General features: G+C 43.9%; 19 protein-coding genes. All 19 read left to right on the top strand.

Annotated features, from left to right (window positions below):
• Positions 1 to 2: 2 nt before the first annotated feature.
• Positions 3 to 653 carry an AAA family ATPase gene (locus tag QRX25_RS10680; protein WP_212098260.1) on the top strand — a complete coding sequence of 217 codons (651 nt, stop codon included), beginning with the start codon at positions 3 to 5 and terminating at the stop codon, positions 651 to 653.
• Positions 650 to 1039 carry a hypothetical protein gene (locus QRX25_RS10675; RefSeq protein WP_212098258.1) on the top strand — a complete coding sequence of 130 codons (390 nt, stop codon included), beginning with the start codon at positions 650 to 652 and terminating at the stop codon, positions 1037 to 1039. The genes QRX25_RS10680 and QRX25_RS10675 overlap by 4 nt, the downstream gene beginning before the upstream one ends.
• Positions 1036 to 2025, top strand: a complete 990-nt coding sequence (locus tag QRX25_RS10670; RefSeq protein ID WP_212098254.1) for a metallophosphoesterase family protein — start codon at positions 1036 to 1038, stop codon at positions 2023 to 2025. The genes QRX25_RS10675 and QRX25_RS10670 overlap by 4 nt, the downstream gene beginning before the upstream one ends.
• Before the next feature lie 11 nt (positions 2026 to 2036).
• Positions 2037 to 2288, top strand: coding sequence for a hypothetical protein (locus QRX25_RS10665; RefSeq protein WP_212098251.1), 252 nt, complete (start codon positions 2037 to 2039; stop codon positions 2286 to 2288).
• Positions 2285 to 2560 carry a hypothetical protein gene (locus QRX25_RS10660; protein WP_212098248.1) on the top strand — a complete coding sequence of 92 codons (276 nt, stop codon included), beginning with the start codon at positions 2285 to 2287 and terminating at the stop codon, positions 2558 to 2560. The genes QRX25_RS10665 and QRX25_RS10660 overlap by 4 nt, the downstream gene beginning before the upstream one ends.
• A complete protein-coding gene (locus tag QRX25_RS10655) occupies positions 2560 to 3201 on the top strand; it encodes a hypothetical protein (protein WP_212098245.1) in 642 nt (213 codons plus the stop codon). Before QRX25_RS10660 ends, QRX25_RS10655 begins: the two co-directional genes overlap by 1 nt.
• Positions 3202 to 3230: 29 nt before the next feature.
• Complete coding sequence (locus tag QRX25_RS10650) at positions 3231 to 3794, top strand: hypothetical protein (RefSeq protein ID WP_212098242.1); 564 nt, start codon at positions 3231 to 3233, stop codon at positions 3792 to 3794.
• Positions 3795 to 3819: 25 nt separating this feature from the next.
• Positions 3820 to 4122: a hypothetical protein gene (locus tag QRX25_RS10645; protein WP_212098239.1), complete on the top strand. Its 303-nt coding sequence runs from the start codon at positions 3820 to 3822 to the stop codon at positions 4120 to 4122.
• Entirely contained in the window at positions 4122 to 4661 is a 540-nt protein-coding gene (locus QRX25_RS10640; protein WP_212098236.1) for a hypothetical protein, read from the top strand. The genes QRX25_RS10645 and QRX25_RS10640 overlap by 1 nt, the downstream gene beginning before the upstream one ends.
• On the top strand, positions 4624 to 6288 hold the full coding sequence (locus tag QRX25_RS10635; RefSeq protein ID WP_212098233.1) for a DEAD/DEAH box helicase: 1665 nt from the start codon (positions 4624 to 4626) through the stop codon (positions 6286 to 6288). The genes QRX25_RS10640 and QRX25_RS10635 overlap by 38 nt, the downstream gene beginning before the upstream one ends.
• A gap of 111 nt (positions 6289 to 6399) precedes the next feature.
• Positions 6400 to 7140 carry a hypothetical protein gene (locus QRX25_RS10630; RefSeq protein ID WP_212098230.1) on the top strand — a complete coding sequence of 247 codons (741 nt, stop codon included), beginning with the start codon at positions 6400 to 6402 and terminating at the stop codon, positions 7138 to 7140.
• 22 nt (positions 7141 to 7162) lie between these two features.
• On the top strand, positions 7163 to 10255 hold the full coding sequence (locus QRX25_RS10625) for a DNA primase small subunit domain-containing protein (RefSeq protein WP_212098227.1): 3093 nt from the start codon (positions 7163 to 7165) through the stop codon (positions 10253 to 10255).
• 26 nt (positions 10256 to 10281) lie between these two features.
• Positions 10282 to 10893: a hypothetical protein gene (locus QRX25_RS10620; RefSeq protein WP_212098224.1), complete on the top strand. Its 612-nt coding sequence runs from the start codon at positions 10282 to 10284 to the stop codon at positions 10891 to 10893.
• Positions 10894 to 10897: 4 nt separating this feature from the next.
• Positions 10898 to 11578 carry a sigma-70 family RNA polymerase sigma factor gene (locus QRX25_RS10615; protein WP_212098221.1) on the top strand — a complete coding sequence of 227 codons (681 nt, stop codon included), beginning with the start codon at positions 10898 to 10900 and terminating at the stop codon, positions 11576 to 11578.
• Positions 11579 to 11621: 43 nt separating this feature from the next.
• On the top strand, positions 11622 to 14078 hold the full coding sequence (locus QRX25_RS10610) for a bifunctional 3'-5' exonuclease/DNA polymerase (RefSeq protein WP_249199227.1): 2457 nt from the start codon (positions 11622 to 11624) through the stop codon (positions 14076 to 14078).
• Positions 14075 to 14404 (top strand): MazG-like family protein, encoded by a 330-nt coding sequence (locus QRX25_RS10605; protein WP_249199225.1) that lies wholly within the window; start codon positions 14075 to 14077, stop codon positions 14402 to 14404. The genes QRX25_RS10610 and QRX25_RS10605 overlap by 4 nt, the downstream gene beginning before the upstream one ends.
• Positions 14401 to 14652: a hypothetical protein gene (locus tag QRX25_RS10600; RefSeq protein ID WP_212098218.1), complete on the top strand. Its 252-nt coding sequence runs from the start codon at positions 14401 to 14403 to the stop codon at positions 14650 to 14652. Before QRX25_RS10605 ends, QRX25_RS10600 begins: the two co-directional genes overlap by 4 nt.
• Complete coding sequence (locus QRX25_RS10595) at positions 14636 to 15163, top strand: hypothetical protein (protein ID WP_212098215.1); 528 nt, start codon at positions 14636 to 14638, stop codon at positions 15161 to 15163. Before QRX25_RS10600 ends, QRX25_RS10595 begins: the two co-directional genes overlap by 17 nt.
• A 33-nt stretch (positions 15164 to 15196) precedes the next feature.
• Positions 15197 to 15940, top strand: coding sequence for a 3D domain-containing protein (locus QRX25_RS10590; RefSeq protein WP_212098212.1), 744 nt, complete (start codon positions 15197 to 15199; stop codon positions 15938 to 15940).
• Positions 15941 to 16078: the final 138 nt, after the last annotated feature.

The raw sequence follows: 16078 nt of genomic DNA, 5'->3' as shown, positions 1-16078 counted from the left end.
GAATGTATCAGCTGATGAAAGTGAAAGCCGATGTAAGGCAGGCATCAAATAAGATATCCGCATTAATTGGTCAGCGGGATCTTCTTAGAAAGCAGAAGGATGAAGCGCGAAAAAGATTGGAAGCGGCTGAGCAGGAATTGGGCAACTTCGATTTAGTTCAGATCCTGCTGCAGAAGACAAGCGAGTATGCCCGACAACAGGCAAAAAAACAGATTGAGGACATTGTAACCAGCGCGTTATCTGTTGTGTTTGGTAAGGATTATCGGTTCAACATAAATATCGAGGTTAAAGCGAACCAGCCAGTAGCAGAATATTGGCTCACATCAGAAGGTGTCACCACACAATTGAAACCGCCAGATTACGATAGGGGCGGTGGAGTGGCTGACGTTGTTAGTCTTGCCTTAAAACTTGCGGTCGGTGAATTATCCGGGGTTCGGGGCCCGCTGTTTCTTGATGAAGCCGCAAAGCACGTATCTCAAGAGTATGTGCAAAACGTAGCTTTTTTTCTAAAGGAATTCAGCCGAAAATTCAATCGACAAATGGTACTTGTTACGCATTCACCTACTCTAGCTGAGACTGGAGACACGAGCATCTCAATCAATCAACAGAATGGAGAAAGCCGAGTTGAGACAATACAGGAGGGAAATCGATGAAAATTCGCAAGGTTTTAGCTGATATTTTGAGACCTACGGAAAATAAAGAAAAAATTTGCCATGTAGACGCGGGACTGTTCCTGAATTTAGAAATCGCAGAACACGAAGTGGATTTCGTGAAAAATAAAATAGATGCTTATATTCGTTACCTTATAGCAAAAAAAGTGGAAGATCCGATTTCTGACGCGAAAGAAAAATACCTTGGGGAGTTTAGTAAGGCTTCAGAGAAACTTCAGGTCGCATGGAATGATATTCACAAAAGCGCAGGACTTTCGGATAAAGAAATTGAGGATTATAACTATTCAGTATCAAGTTTCGGGAATTTATATCGGCATAAATCCACCAAAAGCGAGGATCTCGCTACGAACAAAAGGTGCAGCAGATGACACGATTACTTTACACAGGGGATTGGCATCTGCGCGGGACCACGCCAAGGAACCGGAAAGACAACTACAAGGAATCGCTAAAAGAAAAATTGTTGGAGATTTTCAACTTAGCACGTTACCGGCAGGTGGACGCGATTATAACAGCAGGTGACACATTTCATACTCCTGAGGTGGCAACGGGTGTACTCCTAGAATTTGCGGAGCTAATCGCTGAAAACTGTCCAGTCCCGCTATACACTACAGCAGGCAACCACGACATCTACGGATACAACTTAGATACATACAACAGGACAAGCCTGAGAGTTTTGGAAAAAATAGTGCCGCAGCTTGAAGTAATAAACGATCCGGGTGTCCCCAGGTTTCTAGGTGGCAGAGGGGATTTTCCAGAAGTGCAGCTCACATTTACTCCATACAGCGCGGAAATTGATAAAAAAGGATACGGATATGCGCCGGCTTGCAAAAGTAATGCAGAATTAAAGATCCACATAGCGCATGGGATGTTGCTGGATCATACGCCACCGTTTGATCGTTTTACATTAATCAAAGACGTGGAGACAACCGCAGATCTTGTACTCACCGGTCACGATCACACTGGTTACGGAATTTATGAGCGGGCTGACGGTAAGACGTTTGTAAACTGTGGGGCTATCTGCAGGCTTTCCGCTTCTCAAACTGAGATTACAAGAAAAATAGAGGTTCTCCTAATCGATATTCAAAACGGTAAATACGATTTAGAATTGGTCCCGCTACAGTCAGCAAAGCCTGGAGAACAAATTTTAGATCGTAGCGCAATTGAGCGTGAGCAGGAGCGGCAGTACGCAATGGAGGAGTTCGCATCGTTGATTCAGTCAAACACCGGGGAGAAAGTCTTGGTGGACGTTAACTCTATTATTGAGAGCATCGCAGAACAGGAGGGTTACCATCCCTCTGTTGTGAGGATCGCTTTAGAGAAAATAGCAGAATCAAAAGAAAATATGAAAGCATAAGGAGGCTAAACATGATAGTTGACAAACCGCAGTTTGATGACTCTTTACTCAAGTACGGCACACCAATTTCTGTGATCACAGAAGGAAACCGAGTGTGGGCGGGTTTAATAACCCTGAATAACGGAAGTAATCTGTTGATTTCCTGTTTACCCAAAAAACAAACACTAGCTATGAAGACAGTAACCGAAACAGTTCACATTTCAGACGTACTATCCGGCAAAACAAAGATCGAGCTGCTTGTACCGAAGGAGGATGAAAAATGAACAGTATTCTTGTAAATAAACCGCAGTTTGACATCGAGGCGCTTAAAGCTGGGACGGCAATTAGTATTTATACAGATTCATATGATTTGGCTATTAATAGAGGAGTCGATGTGAACGCGGTTGTTATAGGAATTACACCACTTGAATTGCGCGTAATATTTGCAACTGAGAGTTCATACGATACTGCATATTTAACTATCGATGATGTGGTCAAGAAAAAAGTGAAGATTACGTTATTGCACAAAGTAAAATCCGAGGAGGAATCGAAATAATGGCTATTTCTTATTTCACATTCATTAAACACGCAGAAAAAATGGTGAAGAATATCGGCTTTTCAAAGCCGGCTTTAAAAGGGGTTTACCACACAATTAACGGTTCTGCTGTTGTATCCGATGGCCGCCGCTTATATATCGCAAAAAATATCCAAAGCCGTAACGACTCAGTTTCAATTGATCCAGCTACTGGTAATCTGCTTGAGGGTGAGTACCCGGATGTAAATGCTTTGGCTCCTCAGGGTTTTAAAGACGAACTCCATATACAGAGCACAACGTATCTTCATTTGGTTATAGACGCGTTTATAAAGGCTGGTGTAGTTCCAAACCCGGGGGAGAAAAAAGGAAAAAAAGAAGACGTTGTCCTGACTTTAGAATCGAATGTAAGAGGTAGAGACACGGAACTCGCGATCCTAAGTAAAGCACTGGACGTGGCGATTGACTTAGGTGAAACACAATACTCGAGGGACTTCAAATACGATATAAACGCTGAATACCTACTACAAGCATTGTCTTTATTCAAAGACGCAGGTTATGCGGAAGTAATCATACGTTTTTATGACGATGACTCGGCCATTAAAATTGTCAGCCTAGATGAAAAACAGACGCTTACAGCAGTTATCCCAGTTGTTCTTGATTAATTTCATTATATGAAGGAGTGAATGATCATATGCAATTTAATTTAGAAGATAAAATCACAACACTTGTAGGCGAGTACGGAAAAGAAAAAGTGATTGAAGCGGCAGAAAAGCTGCTGGCGGCTTCGGTCAAAAAAGTTCCGGAAGGATACGATTCGGTAATTGCCCCGGATAATGTGCAATTTGTAGCTCAGACAATTGATGCGGCAATTGAGGATATTGTTGAAGCAGGGCAGAAAGTGGACGCTGCTTATGGAGAGCGGGCTAGCCTGCTGAAGCAGAAAACAACTTTAGAGACTGCTGTCCAGTTAAAAGAAGCTGAGGCTATTATGCAGATTCAGGGAGAAGGGCGTAGCCAATACGTGATCTGGAACGGCGAAAAGATCGCTCTAACAAACGATACTCTAAGGGATTCTTACCGCCGATCTGCTGCAGAAAGCGAACACAGACAACTGGCTGACGTAAAGGCTCAACTCGCAGAAATTGAGGTCAATATCATGGCAGCCAAAGACGCCTACGCTACAGCGAAAGAAGCCGCTGATTTACTTAAAGCGAAAGCTCATGTACAGGGGAATTTGCTCAAGTTTTTAGCATAGAAAATCAAATTTAGGGGGCTTTATTATGAGTGAAAAAATTGTGGAACGAGCTTTTGTGCAAGGAACAGTTAGTTTCCGGGTAAGCTGTAACGAATTAATGGGACTTGTCCCTACAGAAGTCGCAGACGATGATCGTAAATTGGAAGCATGGCTCGAGGATAAAGCTTTTAAGTTAATTGATATTTCGGATGCTTCCGTAGAAATAGACAACGATGTCCGAGTACTTATCTCGGAAGAAACTGCGAATCAGCTGACGGGTGAGATAGTGTCAGATGATGACTGGAAAAAAATTCGCGAAGAGTCTAAGAAGAACAAAGGCGAAGGGTAATGGATCCTAAACAACAGGCAATACGGAGCAAACAGCGGGAACGGCGACAACGCGGCAGTGACTTCGAAGCCGAGATAAAACGAAGCTGGCCTTTTGTGGAAAATGTTTGGCATATGAAACTAAAAGATGGAGGCGGCAATACAAACGCCGCTGATCGGATAGTTTTAACGAATCAAGTAAACATGCTAATTGAAATGAAAAGGACCAAGAGTAAGAGCTTTGATCTTGGATTCCTCAGACAGAATCAGATTAAAGGTCTGATTGATTTCGACCAGGTCATCGATCGAAACTTCGGTATAGTAACAGTCAGCTTCCATAATCCTGATATCGGTCTCGACGAAACATACGCTTTTCGTCTCACTGAAGCTCTGCAGTTCATGCGCCACCACAACAGGCTCAACATTAGATTAACCGAGTTTCAATCTGAAGCGCTCCCTGCTGTAAAAATACCAAGAATTAATGCAGCACAACCACGGTATGACTTAAAGGAGTTGGTACGGTTTGTTACAGATATTTATCAGTTGGAATATCAGAATTAAAGGTGCATCGACTCCGTTAAAGGCGGCAATTACGAAGGCACTCACGTACGAAAACCCGGCATATACAGCAGCCAAAAAGCGCAGGCGTCGGGTTTGGGGGATAGAGCCTAAAATCGAGCTGTATCTTTACGATCGGGGTGACCTGATTTGCCCGAGAGGTTTCGAGAAAGAGTTAAACGATATCCTGATTAATCACAATCAGGATCCTGAAAAAGTGATAGTCCGAAACACACAGCAAGGCCGTGAGGTAGATTTCGGGCCATGGAATGATTCTTTTAAAGTGAGAGATTATCAGGCTCCTTTTGTAGAGTCCCTGTTAAAAGGCAGCGGTGTCGGAATTGCCCCTGCCGGCTCAGGTAAAACAATCATGGGGATGCGTACGATTTTCGAATACGGTCGTTCAACACTCTGGCTGACTCATACAAAGGATCTAATGTATCAAACAGCAAAGAAAGCGGAATTAACGCTGGGAGGGGTCGGTCGAATAGGTTTCTTCGGAGATGGAAAACACGAGTGGGGAGATGGAAAACTGATTATTGCCACTGTTCAAACACTGGGAGCGAATCCTCACCTGGTAGATGCTTTGAACGACTTTATCGGAATGGTGATTATCGATGAAGCTCACCACTTCCCGGCAATTCAGTTTATCGAAACAGTAGGAAAGTTCAAAGCGGACAAGCTGATAGGCGTAACAGCAACTCCTGAGAGAAAAGACGGGCTGCATTTTTACTTGTACCAAGGAGTAGGACCGGAACTTCATCGAGTGGATCGCTCGACGCTCTATACACACGGAGAACTCATAAAACCAAATGTGAAGTTTGTTTTTACCGATTTTGATTACGAGACAGCTTCTTTACGTAATGAAAACAATAGCGTAGACGCTGGCGGTGAGGACCTTGATTATACGGATTTAATCAGGCATCTGATTGAAGACGAAGAACGGCTCGAACTGGTAGCTAAGTCTATCTTAGACAATGCCACAAATAACCACAGCATTGTTATTACTGAAAGTGTACGGTACTGCTACTTGCTTAAAGAGAAAATCGAACAGCTGGCCGCTTCTGTAAGTTGTCCGACAATGGCTGTGGTTCATGGAGGGATCAGCCGCTATAAATGGGTAACGAAAAGGCCTCCGGAGCATTTGATCCTCGAAGAGAAAGCAACAAAAGCCGGCATTAAGTTTAAGGTAGAAGCCTACACGGAAGACGAATTTAAAAACTGGCAGGTTAGCAGCAAGGAAAGAAAAGAAATCCTGGAGGCTTGCAGTAAGAAAAAAATCGATATCTTATTTGCTACTCAGCTTGCTCGTGAAGGCTTAGACATGCCGCACCTTACAATTGGTCATATGGTTATGCCGAAGCGGGGAGATAAGAGAGGAGACGCTTCAGGATCTGCAGTCGAGCAAGAGATTGGGCGGATCATGCGGCCGGACCTGAGTAACCCTGACAAACAAGCAACCTGGTTCGATTATGTTGATTACAAAGTTGGCGTATTTAAAGATCAGTACTACAGCCGACGCAGAGTCTACACTCGCTTAGGGTTGAAGGTTCCTAAAAAACCGAGAACAGAACAACAAATGATTGAAGACTTTCTCGGAAGCTCTGCGATATTTGATCTTCCCATTTAAGGAGGTGGGTGACAATGGAGGCAGCCGTAACAGTTGCCGGAATAAATAAGCAATAGTGATTTATTATTCTCGTGTGTTAACAAATTTAAAAAACGAAAGAGGTTATAAAACATGACTGAACAAATGAATAATGAAAACGTACAAACCACAAATGAAGTAGCAGAAACAAAAAACCAATTAGCGGCGGTAAAAACCGGTAGTAATTACATCACAGCGATTTTAGAAGATATCCAAAACGGATTTATCGAGGCGAACGAAGGCCTGGATATGGACTTTGTTCATATGGGAGACTGGCTCACAAAAGATTCAAAAGGAAATTTCGTTGAAAAAGACGATGAATCTGTTTCCTACGGTGACACAATTGATATCGTCGTTGGTCAAGGTGAAAAACGTTATTCCCTATGGGGCTTAGAAGGAAGCCCGGAAGATGGAGAGTTAATTGTCGCAGAAAAGGAATTAGCAGACGCGCAGGAAAAACTCACTGCATGGCTTGCGGAAAATCCGGATGCCGCTGAGCGATACAGGCTTGATGACATCAAACTTCGCTACATGGCCTTTGTAGTTCCAGTAGATACATTGAAGCCTGACGATTTCCCAAAAGTTTATCTCATGTCCTTCTCACCAACAGATACAATCCGATGGGGTCAGTTCGCATTTGGTGTCTACAAAGGGAAGTACAAAGCACTGAACATTCCGCGAGGCACTGGTGTTAACAAGATTGTAACGCGGCTGATTACGAAAGAATATAAGGGTTCTTCAGGTGGTACGAAGTTTATCGGTCTAGAATTCCATGCAGTCGGGCTATTTAAACCTGAAGACTATGGCATTAATCCGGACGAGCAACAAGCGTAAGTATTGAAAGGGGCGTCACGTAATGGCAGCAAAGAAAGAACCGAAGCTCAAAGATTTTAAATATGTTGACGCCTGGCATATTGATCCGCACGGGAAAAACAACTCATGGATTCGAATGGAGTCAAAAGACGTTCTACGGTGGCAGCAGGAAGAAGCATTGAACTTTAACTGCTTCGCTACCGTACAGCGTTTTGCAAATTCGGAAAAAGTCGAGGGAGAGCCTTTCCTGGCCCCTCTCTACTTCGACTTAGACTATGATCGGGATCCCGCGGTCAGCCAGGCTGATGCCGTAAAGCTAATTGAATTTTTTACCCAGGAGCTCGATGTCCGAGAAACTGACATTCATATCTATTTTTCAGGATCCAAGGGCTTTCACATCTTAATTGGATCACAGGCAGTCGGTATTAAACCGAGAGCGGACCTACACAAGATTTTTAAACATATAGCAGGGTATCTTGTTCACCGATTGGAACTCACTTCACTTGATTTAGTCGTATATACCAACAGGAGGCAGCTGCGCCTACCGAACTCCATTCACGCGAAAACGAAACGATACAAAATTGAACTTAGTTTTGAAGAAATCAAGACTCTAACTTTAGAAGAAATTCAGGAATTGGCGGAAACACCGCGTAAAAGAGAAGACTTGCCATTTACAGCAGATGAACGTAACGGAGCTGCAGGCATCCGAGGGAAAACAAACCATTTTTACTCTGATAAAGTAACGGAATACGAACAGGCTGCTGCTACACAAAGCAAGCGATACGATAAAGAAGAATTTATTTTTAAGAAAGGCCGGCCGCCAGTATGTGTTCAAGACATTCTGGAGAACGGCTGGAAAAAAGAAGGCGACAGAAACCAGGCGACCGTACAACTCGCTTGTTACTATAAAGACGCAGGCCACACCAAGGATGAAACAATGAAAGTCCTTGAGGAGTGGGTGCTTCGCTTTACGTCTGCAGATAGTAATTATCAACAAAGGCAGCGTGTAGCGAATACCCGCAGTGTGATCGATAGCGTATTCAGCGAAGATAACGACTATAAATTTCACTGCTCCTTTATCCGCAGTTTACACGGCGAAAAGAAACCAGGAGAAAAAGATTATGATCGGGTAGCTTGTGCGGGCGAACTTTGTCCATGTATCAAGAAGCACAAAGAGGAAGAGGTAACAGAGGTCATGCATCTGGCGGAGACCGGGAACGCGGATCACGCTGGTAAAGCCGTCAAAACGCATGTCATGGTTGCCGGCAAGAAGCATACGCCGTACATCGTGCCCAAGAAAATCGAATATCATTGCTGGGGCCGAGATAACTGTAAGAAGACGCACTGCCCGCTTTACGATATTCCTAGCCACACGCTATACAAAGAGCTCGGCGTGCAGGATAGAGAACTGATTCAAATGACAAACATCGGTGACGACAACATTAAAGGGATCCTTCGAGACATTTCAGGAATTCCAAACTGCGCTAAATACAATTTAGAAGTTGAAGAGAGTACAAACGTAGAAGAGTTGCTAGTCATTCCGATGGCTGAGGACGAATCAGACGGGCAGAAAGAAGATAATTCAGACGGGAAATACGTACTTCGTCGAGTGTATGCGATTGGCGGTCTCCCAGTCTCCGAAAATAAGTACTATGAGCTCACTGGATACGTGTATCCGCATCCGAAAAACCAAGAGAGTACTTTGCTACTCAGAGATGCTAAACCTCTCCAGGACGTCGTAGAAAGCTTTTCAATGACAGACGAGGTTAAGGAGGACTTTAAATCTTTTACGCCACAGGATTATACGGGAAAAGGGATTGAAGAAAAAGTCGCCGCTCTATGTGCCGATCTTACATACAACGTGACGCACATCGTAGAGCGGGACGAGACACTTTTAGGTGTACTCCTCACAATGCACAGCGTTCTTCGATTTAAGGTTCCATGGGATCTGAATCCCATCCGCGGCTGGGTAGAATTAAAAGTCGTCGGCGACACAGGGACGGGAAAAAGCGCGTTGATCGAAAAAACAATGAAATACGCAGGCCTTGGTACTCGAGTCAACGCGGAGAGCACGAGCCGAACAGGGCTGACCTATAAGATGGAGCAGTCAGGCTCAGGTGGTGCCTGGTACATTGTCTGGGGTGCATGGCCTTTAGCAGATAAAGAAATGATCTGGATTGATGAAGCAACAGGAATTACCAAAGACGATTACGGGGAAATGACGCTTGCCCGCTCCGACGGAAAACTGGAAGTCAAACGGGCTGTAACAGCCGAAACACCGTGCCGCGTACGCGCTATTATGTCGGGAAACGTACCTAGAGGCCGCCGGCTTGCCGATTATGCACAAGGCGTTGAAGCATTAAAAGATATTTTCAATAACGAGGATATTCGTCGCTTTGACTTTGCCATTTTTATGAGGTCGACAGATGTAGATTCTGAGCTTTATAACCAAGAATTAGGAACCTATCCTAATATGATCAGCAGCCGTGCGTTAAAGAATAATATCCTATACGCGTGGTCTCGGAAACCGGATGATGTGTTATTCGCAGAAGGAACGATCGAAAAAATGCTTTCCGTTTCGACTGAGCTAAGTAAGGTATACGGTAATGCAACAGACGTACCACTGGTGAGCCCATCCGATCAGAGAAACAAGATTGCGAGATTGTCGGTAGCATTGGCCGCTCTAACCCACAGCGTTGACGAGTCAGGCGAACGGATTCAAGTATGGCCGGGACATGTAGAGTTTATTGAGCGGTATCTAAAGGCACTTTACAATAGCCCGGGTTGCGGCTTGAACTACTATTCTAAACTCGCAATACGTGAAGAAGAAATGACGGAAGCTCGCTACAACAGAATAACCGGCGACCTGAAAAAGATCGATACGCTGAAAAATGAATTTAAGTTCTTCGAGTTAATTAAGCTTTTCGCACAGCAGAAAGCGCTCCGGCTTAACGATATAGAGGCGATGCTGTCCATCGATCGTGAGGAAGTCAAAGAAATTATAAACACGTTAACTCGCATGCGGATGACAATCAGCACATCAGGCGGCTTCCGAAAAACGCCGCGATTTAATGCTTATATAGCGTACTGCATGCAGATAGGTTTATTCGATCAAATGGACGATGACGATTATTAAAAAGAGCAGAGGGGAGTGGAAGCACGTTGACTGATTTAACTGTTGATTCTTATCAGGAACTAAAAATTAGGGGACTCACTGAAATGGATATCGCAAAACACTTCGGAATTTCGTATCCGACACTTCATAAGTGGAAAAAGAAGAATTTAAAAGCCAAGCCAGTGAAAAAAGAAATTCTCCTTGAAGAAACTAAGAAGACAAAGGAACTCTTGAGGTCTTCAAAACTAAATCTAGAGAGTGACAATGCGCTAAAAGATCAGTTGAAAAAAGCGAAAGACGACATTGCGGCATTAGAACAAAGGCTGAAAAAGGAGCAAGAGGAACAGCAGCGCCTTCAGGCTCAGTGCTTAGATCTGGATAGGCGTCGGAACGTACTTCGGGAAGGAGCGGAGAACCTGAAAAAGGAAAAAGAAGATAATGAAAAGCGCCTTAATGAATTGAGAATCGAAAATGATCGGTTCAAGCAGGAGGTCGAACAACTCAAGAAAGCATCGAATACATCGAGAACATCGAAAGCTGATTCGCGGGCCGCTTTGGACGTTTATAAAAGAGCGACATTACAGTTATTAAAAGAGCAAGTCGATAGCGGTGATGCAGTAGCAGAATTGCTGCACGAATTGCTCCAAAAGGAGGAGTAACATTGTGGAAAAGCTGATTAATGGGCGCATGATGACGCGGGACGAGGCTGTTATGAGTAATATGCCTCTTGTTGCAAAAATCGCTAAAAACAAAGCGTCTCAATTACGTTTTACAAGTTTAGAAATTTCGGATTTAGTAAGTGCGGGAAGTGTTGGTCTTATGAAAGCTTACGACTCTTATGATTCGAAACAAGGTGCAAAATTTTCACATTACGCGTATATACAGATCGAAAGCGAGATTAATTTTGAAATTACAAAAAACGGATATAACTCAGTTTATTTTCCAATTTGGTTAAAAAGACTTGCGCGAAAAATTGCGGCTAACAAGTGGGCCGAACTATCGTGCGAAGACTTAGCTGAACGTATGAATGAGACGATTGAAAACGTTCAGTTTGCGAAAGCATGCTTAGCTGCACAGCGAAGTTATGTGAGCTTTGAAGGAGAAAGAAATCTCTCAGATATTTTGGGCTATACACAGGAATCAGAGTTGATCGTAAGAGACTTCATGTCGAGATTGGGGAAAGTCGATCAAGAAATTCTAACGATGAAGCTCCGTGGTGAAAAACATACAGTTATTGCGCAGCATGTCGGGTGTACTGCAAACAATATCAAACACAGGTTAAATAAAATCAGAGAGAAATACTTTGCTTATACGAACGGCCATCGTGTAAACGTTTCTGTGTAACACGTGTGTTAACAATTTTAAAAGATAAATAGAAGGTGAAATCATGAGACTCGGAAGTTTGTTCGGGACACCGAAAACTTTAGCATCTAATGTCAAAAAGAAATCTAATGAACCGGCACAGCCGCAGAATCACGTTGCTAATGTTTTAAAGGAAAAGCCTAAGCCGGGTGAATTTCGAATTGCATGGCCGAAATTAGAACCGCAAAAGGTGAAGGATTACAAAGCAATTCTAACTCTGAAAGATCTAGAAGCATATCTGAACCACTGTATCGAGACAGGGTATGCGTCCTTTGACTGGGAGACAGCTGCAGACGAGGAAACACGAAATTGGTTCTCCAGTCTTTCTGATGAAGAGAAAGAGCAGCACAGAAAAGAATATCTTCGATCACCTTTGGATCCATGGAAAGGTGAAATTTGTACACTGTCGATCGCGGCAGCACCACATGAAACACGCGTTATTCCTATCAGCCACAAAAAAGGCCGTAACTTTGAAGGACATCTAACGAGAGACAAGGCTCGTCAGCTGGTCCTGGACACACTCGAAAAGATGATTTTTACAAACAATAAGGTCTTAAAAATCGCGGTAAATCTATCGTTCGAAACGAAATTCGCAGCGAAGTACGGGAAATACATTCTCGGTCGAGTCGCTGACCCGCTCATGATGTGGGTAAGATGCCTGCAGGTAGCCGCTCCACAAAAGATCATTGATCCCAAAAAACCGAATAGCGGTTGGGGGCTGAAGCCTGCCACGAAAAAAGTTTTCGGCGTAAATATGAACGAGTTCACGGAGCTCCTGAAAAAGAACGATGCAGACTTTTTTGACGAGATTCCGGCAGACTCAGGGGAGGGATTGCTATATTCGGCCGAGGATAGCGATTACGGTCTTCAGCATTACCTTTACTGGAATGAGATCGCGAAACAAATCCCGCGTTATGAAGAATGGCTGCACAACATAGAAATGCCTTTCCAAAGAGCGATCGGGCTTATGGAGTATTGGGGTATGAAGTGGGATGCTGATCAAGCGGATGTAAAACGTCAGGAAGCGGAAATGATGCAGGAACAGGCCGCTGACAACATCAAAAAAATTGCCTACGACGCATTAGGGCTTAATGTCGATACGGGAGCCTCAGGAAAAACCAAAGAGGTGAAGAGCGTCATTTTCGACCATTTCAAGCTTCCGGCAGCCAAGTGGTCAGAAAAAACCGGAGCGGCAAGCCTTGATCTAGAGGCACTTATTGATATGATCTTCATGCTTGAAAACAATCTGGAAGCGATTAGTGAGGAAAAATATTTGGCGGTTCCACTACCCGAAGGATGGGAGAACATTGACCCCGACGCCTCGTACGGAAAGCCTGGTTTTAACGGTGAGATCACAAAAGATGAACGATATGCGATCCGAATTAAAAAACGGCAACCGCATCCGTACAAAGAACAGGGCATCGCGCTACTTCGTGAGTTGATGAAAATTCAAAAGTATTCCACGCTGCTCTCCAGCCATATTAAAGGTCGCGAAAAACATGTGAACCGTCGGAGCGGCCGGATACATGCAGGGTATAGCACTTTTACTGAGACGGGACGTTGTAACAGTTTTAATCCTAACGGCCAAAATGTTCCACGACTAGATAACGATGAGTTCGGAATAAGAAATTTTCACGTCCCGGATAAAGGAAAAGTTTATTTCCTGATCGATTTCTCAGGATTTGAGCTGCGTTTAATGGCTTGGAAATCTGGAGACGAGGTCATGATTGATCTATTTTCTAATAACGGGGACATGCACAAAAGGACTGCGTCTGTGATGACCGGAAAACCGGAAAGCGAAATTGTGAAAAAAGAGCGTTCTGACGCAAAGGCAGGAAATTTCGGTATTGCATATGGCGGTACAGAGCACGCCCTGCAAAAGACCTTTAAAACGAAATATTTTGTTCGAAAAACCCTGGATGAATGTGCAAACATCGTAAACGCTGTAAAAAAAGCATATAAGCGAATACCGGAATATCAAAGAAAAATTGTATTGGAGTCTCGTGAAAAAGGCTACGTGCAGACAATATACGGATACATTCGTCTTCTTCCCGGAATTAACAGCGCAAACAGGTACGACCGCTCTAGCGCTGAACGTCGCGCGGCTAACACGCCAATTCAGGGTAGTGCTGCTGACATTATGAAAAAATGCCAAAACGCTGTGTATGAAAAGATCGGCAGAGATACCTACGACTCAAGATTGGCCGAAGTGACAGGCGGAGAAACAAACAAACCCGAGAGCCCAGTTTTATTTATTCACGGCCATGTTGACATGATTGCTCAAATACACGATGAAATGATTTTCGAAATAGATGACGATCCTGTCCTTATTGAAAAAGTAAAAGATTGGGTTCAGGGAGTCATGCAAGAGCCGCCGCTTCCAGATTTTCCGGTTCCGGTAGTGGCTGACCCATCGGTCGGTTACCGCTGGGGCGAGAAAAAAGATTACGAAGATTGGGAGAAAGAGAGGCTGAACAGATGAATGTTCGAAGAGAACTTGAAACTATGTGTCAAAAGGTCCCGAATACAGTTTCCCGTCCTACAAAATTAATGCTTCTTGTAAATGATGAAGTGCTAATTGAGCGTAGAAAACAAAATGAGAAATGGGGTATCCAGCGGCACAGTTTCGGCGACTGGCTCATGATTTTAGGTGAGGAGTTCGGGGAAGTGTGTGAAGCAATGCAACGGAATAAAGCCTGGGGCAAGAAAACAGATGCTCACGATCTTAGTAAAGAATTAATTCAATTGGCGGCAGTGGCTTCCGCCATTGCAGAGCATGTTATTGATGAAAGAGAGTTGACACCATGATTAAAGCGAAAATTAAGTATCGTAAAAAACCAAGCCGTCGTGTAGGATACATTGCTCGAAGACCGGTGGATCACTGCCCCGGACGATATAACCCATTGGTATTATTTTGGAGCGTTAATGGTTACCGGAAAGATTACGAGCAAGTGTTAAAACAGTCGGCACGGACCACCCGCTTGCCGCCGTATGAACAATTATTGTTTGATCATACCTTCAGGAAATGGAGAGAGACAGATGAATCAAAATTTTAATATGGACAAGCCGCCTGCTGATTGGGACTTATTTCTGGCCGAGGCTACAGACGTTTTCGTAAGGAAGGACGCTGATTACGACAGCCGCTTCATGAGGGGAATGATTGATTTAGACGCGAAAACATTGTGGGCCTGGGAAGTGGATAAGAAACTGGATCGGATCAGAACATGGACAAAGCGTGGCGAGCTTCAAGTAAAGGGGGAAGGCGTTTCAAACTCGGTAATAGACCTGTTTAATTACACGGTGCAATATTTTTATCTAACCAATTCTTATCATGTTTCTGAGAATCAAAATAAGGAAGAGTTTCTGAAGTTGTGGCAATACAACCGGGAGCAGCTTTTCTTTAAAGTTGCTTATAACTACTCAATCGCAGAATGGCTGCAGTTTTTAAAAACTACGGGACGCATTGCCGCTGACGAGCAGTTACTGCTTCTCACACTGCGCGCTTATATGGGGGACCGTATTGTTATCAAGGATTATCAAAAGGCAATCAGATCAATATTGTCTTAGTCGTGTGTCACAATATTTAAAAGAAAAAGGGGTGTGTTACTCATTACTATTCTTATAGCTTGTTCAATATTTTTCTCCATGGGGGTGCCTGTTTATGGCGAAAAGCAAAGCGAACAACCGCAAGAAAGGATATCAGAGGAGACAACAAGACAGGCAACTCGAGCGGGAAAAGAGCCATTTACGCAAAGCGAAGAAGAAAAACGAACAGAAGATCATTGTCAAAGGCTTACGGAAAAAAGACAACCTGCAGCAATCTTGCCAAGACTTAGCCGACCAGCTTCACGAATCGAGGCAAAACGAGGCTCTGTTGAAAAAGTACCTGAAAACAGAAGAACAAAAGAACGAAAAGCTTCAACTTCAGATCGAAAAGCTCGCAAAGAAAAACAAGCACCTGAAAAACAGCCTATTGGTTCACAGAATGCAGCTAACAGCAGCTCTTCTGGCGGTGATCGTTCTAATGATATCGGCGTTTTTAAGATAACAGCTTACACAGCTGGGGTAGAAAGCACCGGGAAGCAGCCGGGTGATGAGGGTTACGGAATTACAGCCGACGGTTCTACAGTGCAAGAGGGCGTCACAGTGGCGGCGGATCCCGCTGTCATCCCGTTAGGAACTGTCGTTTATATAGATGGAATCGGCCAGCGGACAGTACAGGACACAGGCGGCGGAGTGAAGGGCAAGCACCTAGACATTTACATAAACAACTTGGATCAGGCCTTAGCGTTTGGCGTACAGGAAGCGGCGGTACATGTCGTTTCTAGGGGAGGTAGTCAATGACCAGTGTAAGACGTAATGACAAATATCGAATGCTGATGTCTATAGGCATCGCGTATGTACCAAAATCAGAAGCTAAAGAATTCAGGAACCTCCTCAAAATACAGAATGTTAAGAACTATAAAGAAAAAACCATCGGCG

This window comes from Bacillus sp. L381, assembly GCF_030284525.1.
Classification (GTDB): Bacteria; Bacillota; Bacilli; order Bacillales; family Bacillaceae; genus Bacillus; species Bacillus amyloliquefaciens.
The sequence above is the reverse complement of the archived record's forward strand: the minus strand, read 5'-3'. Positions and strand labels throughout refer to the sequence as shown.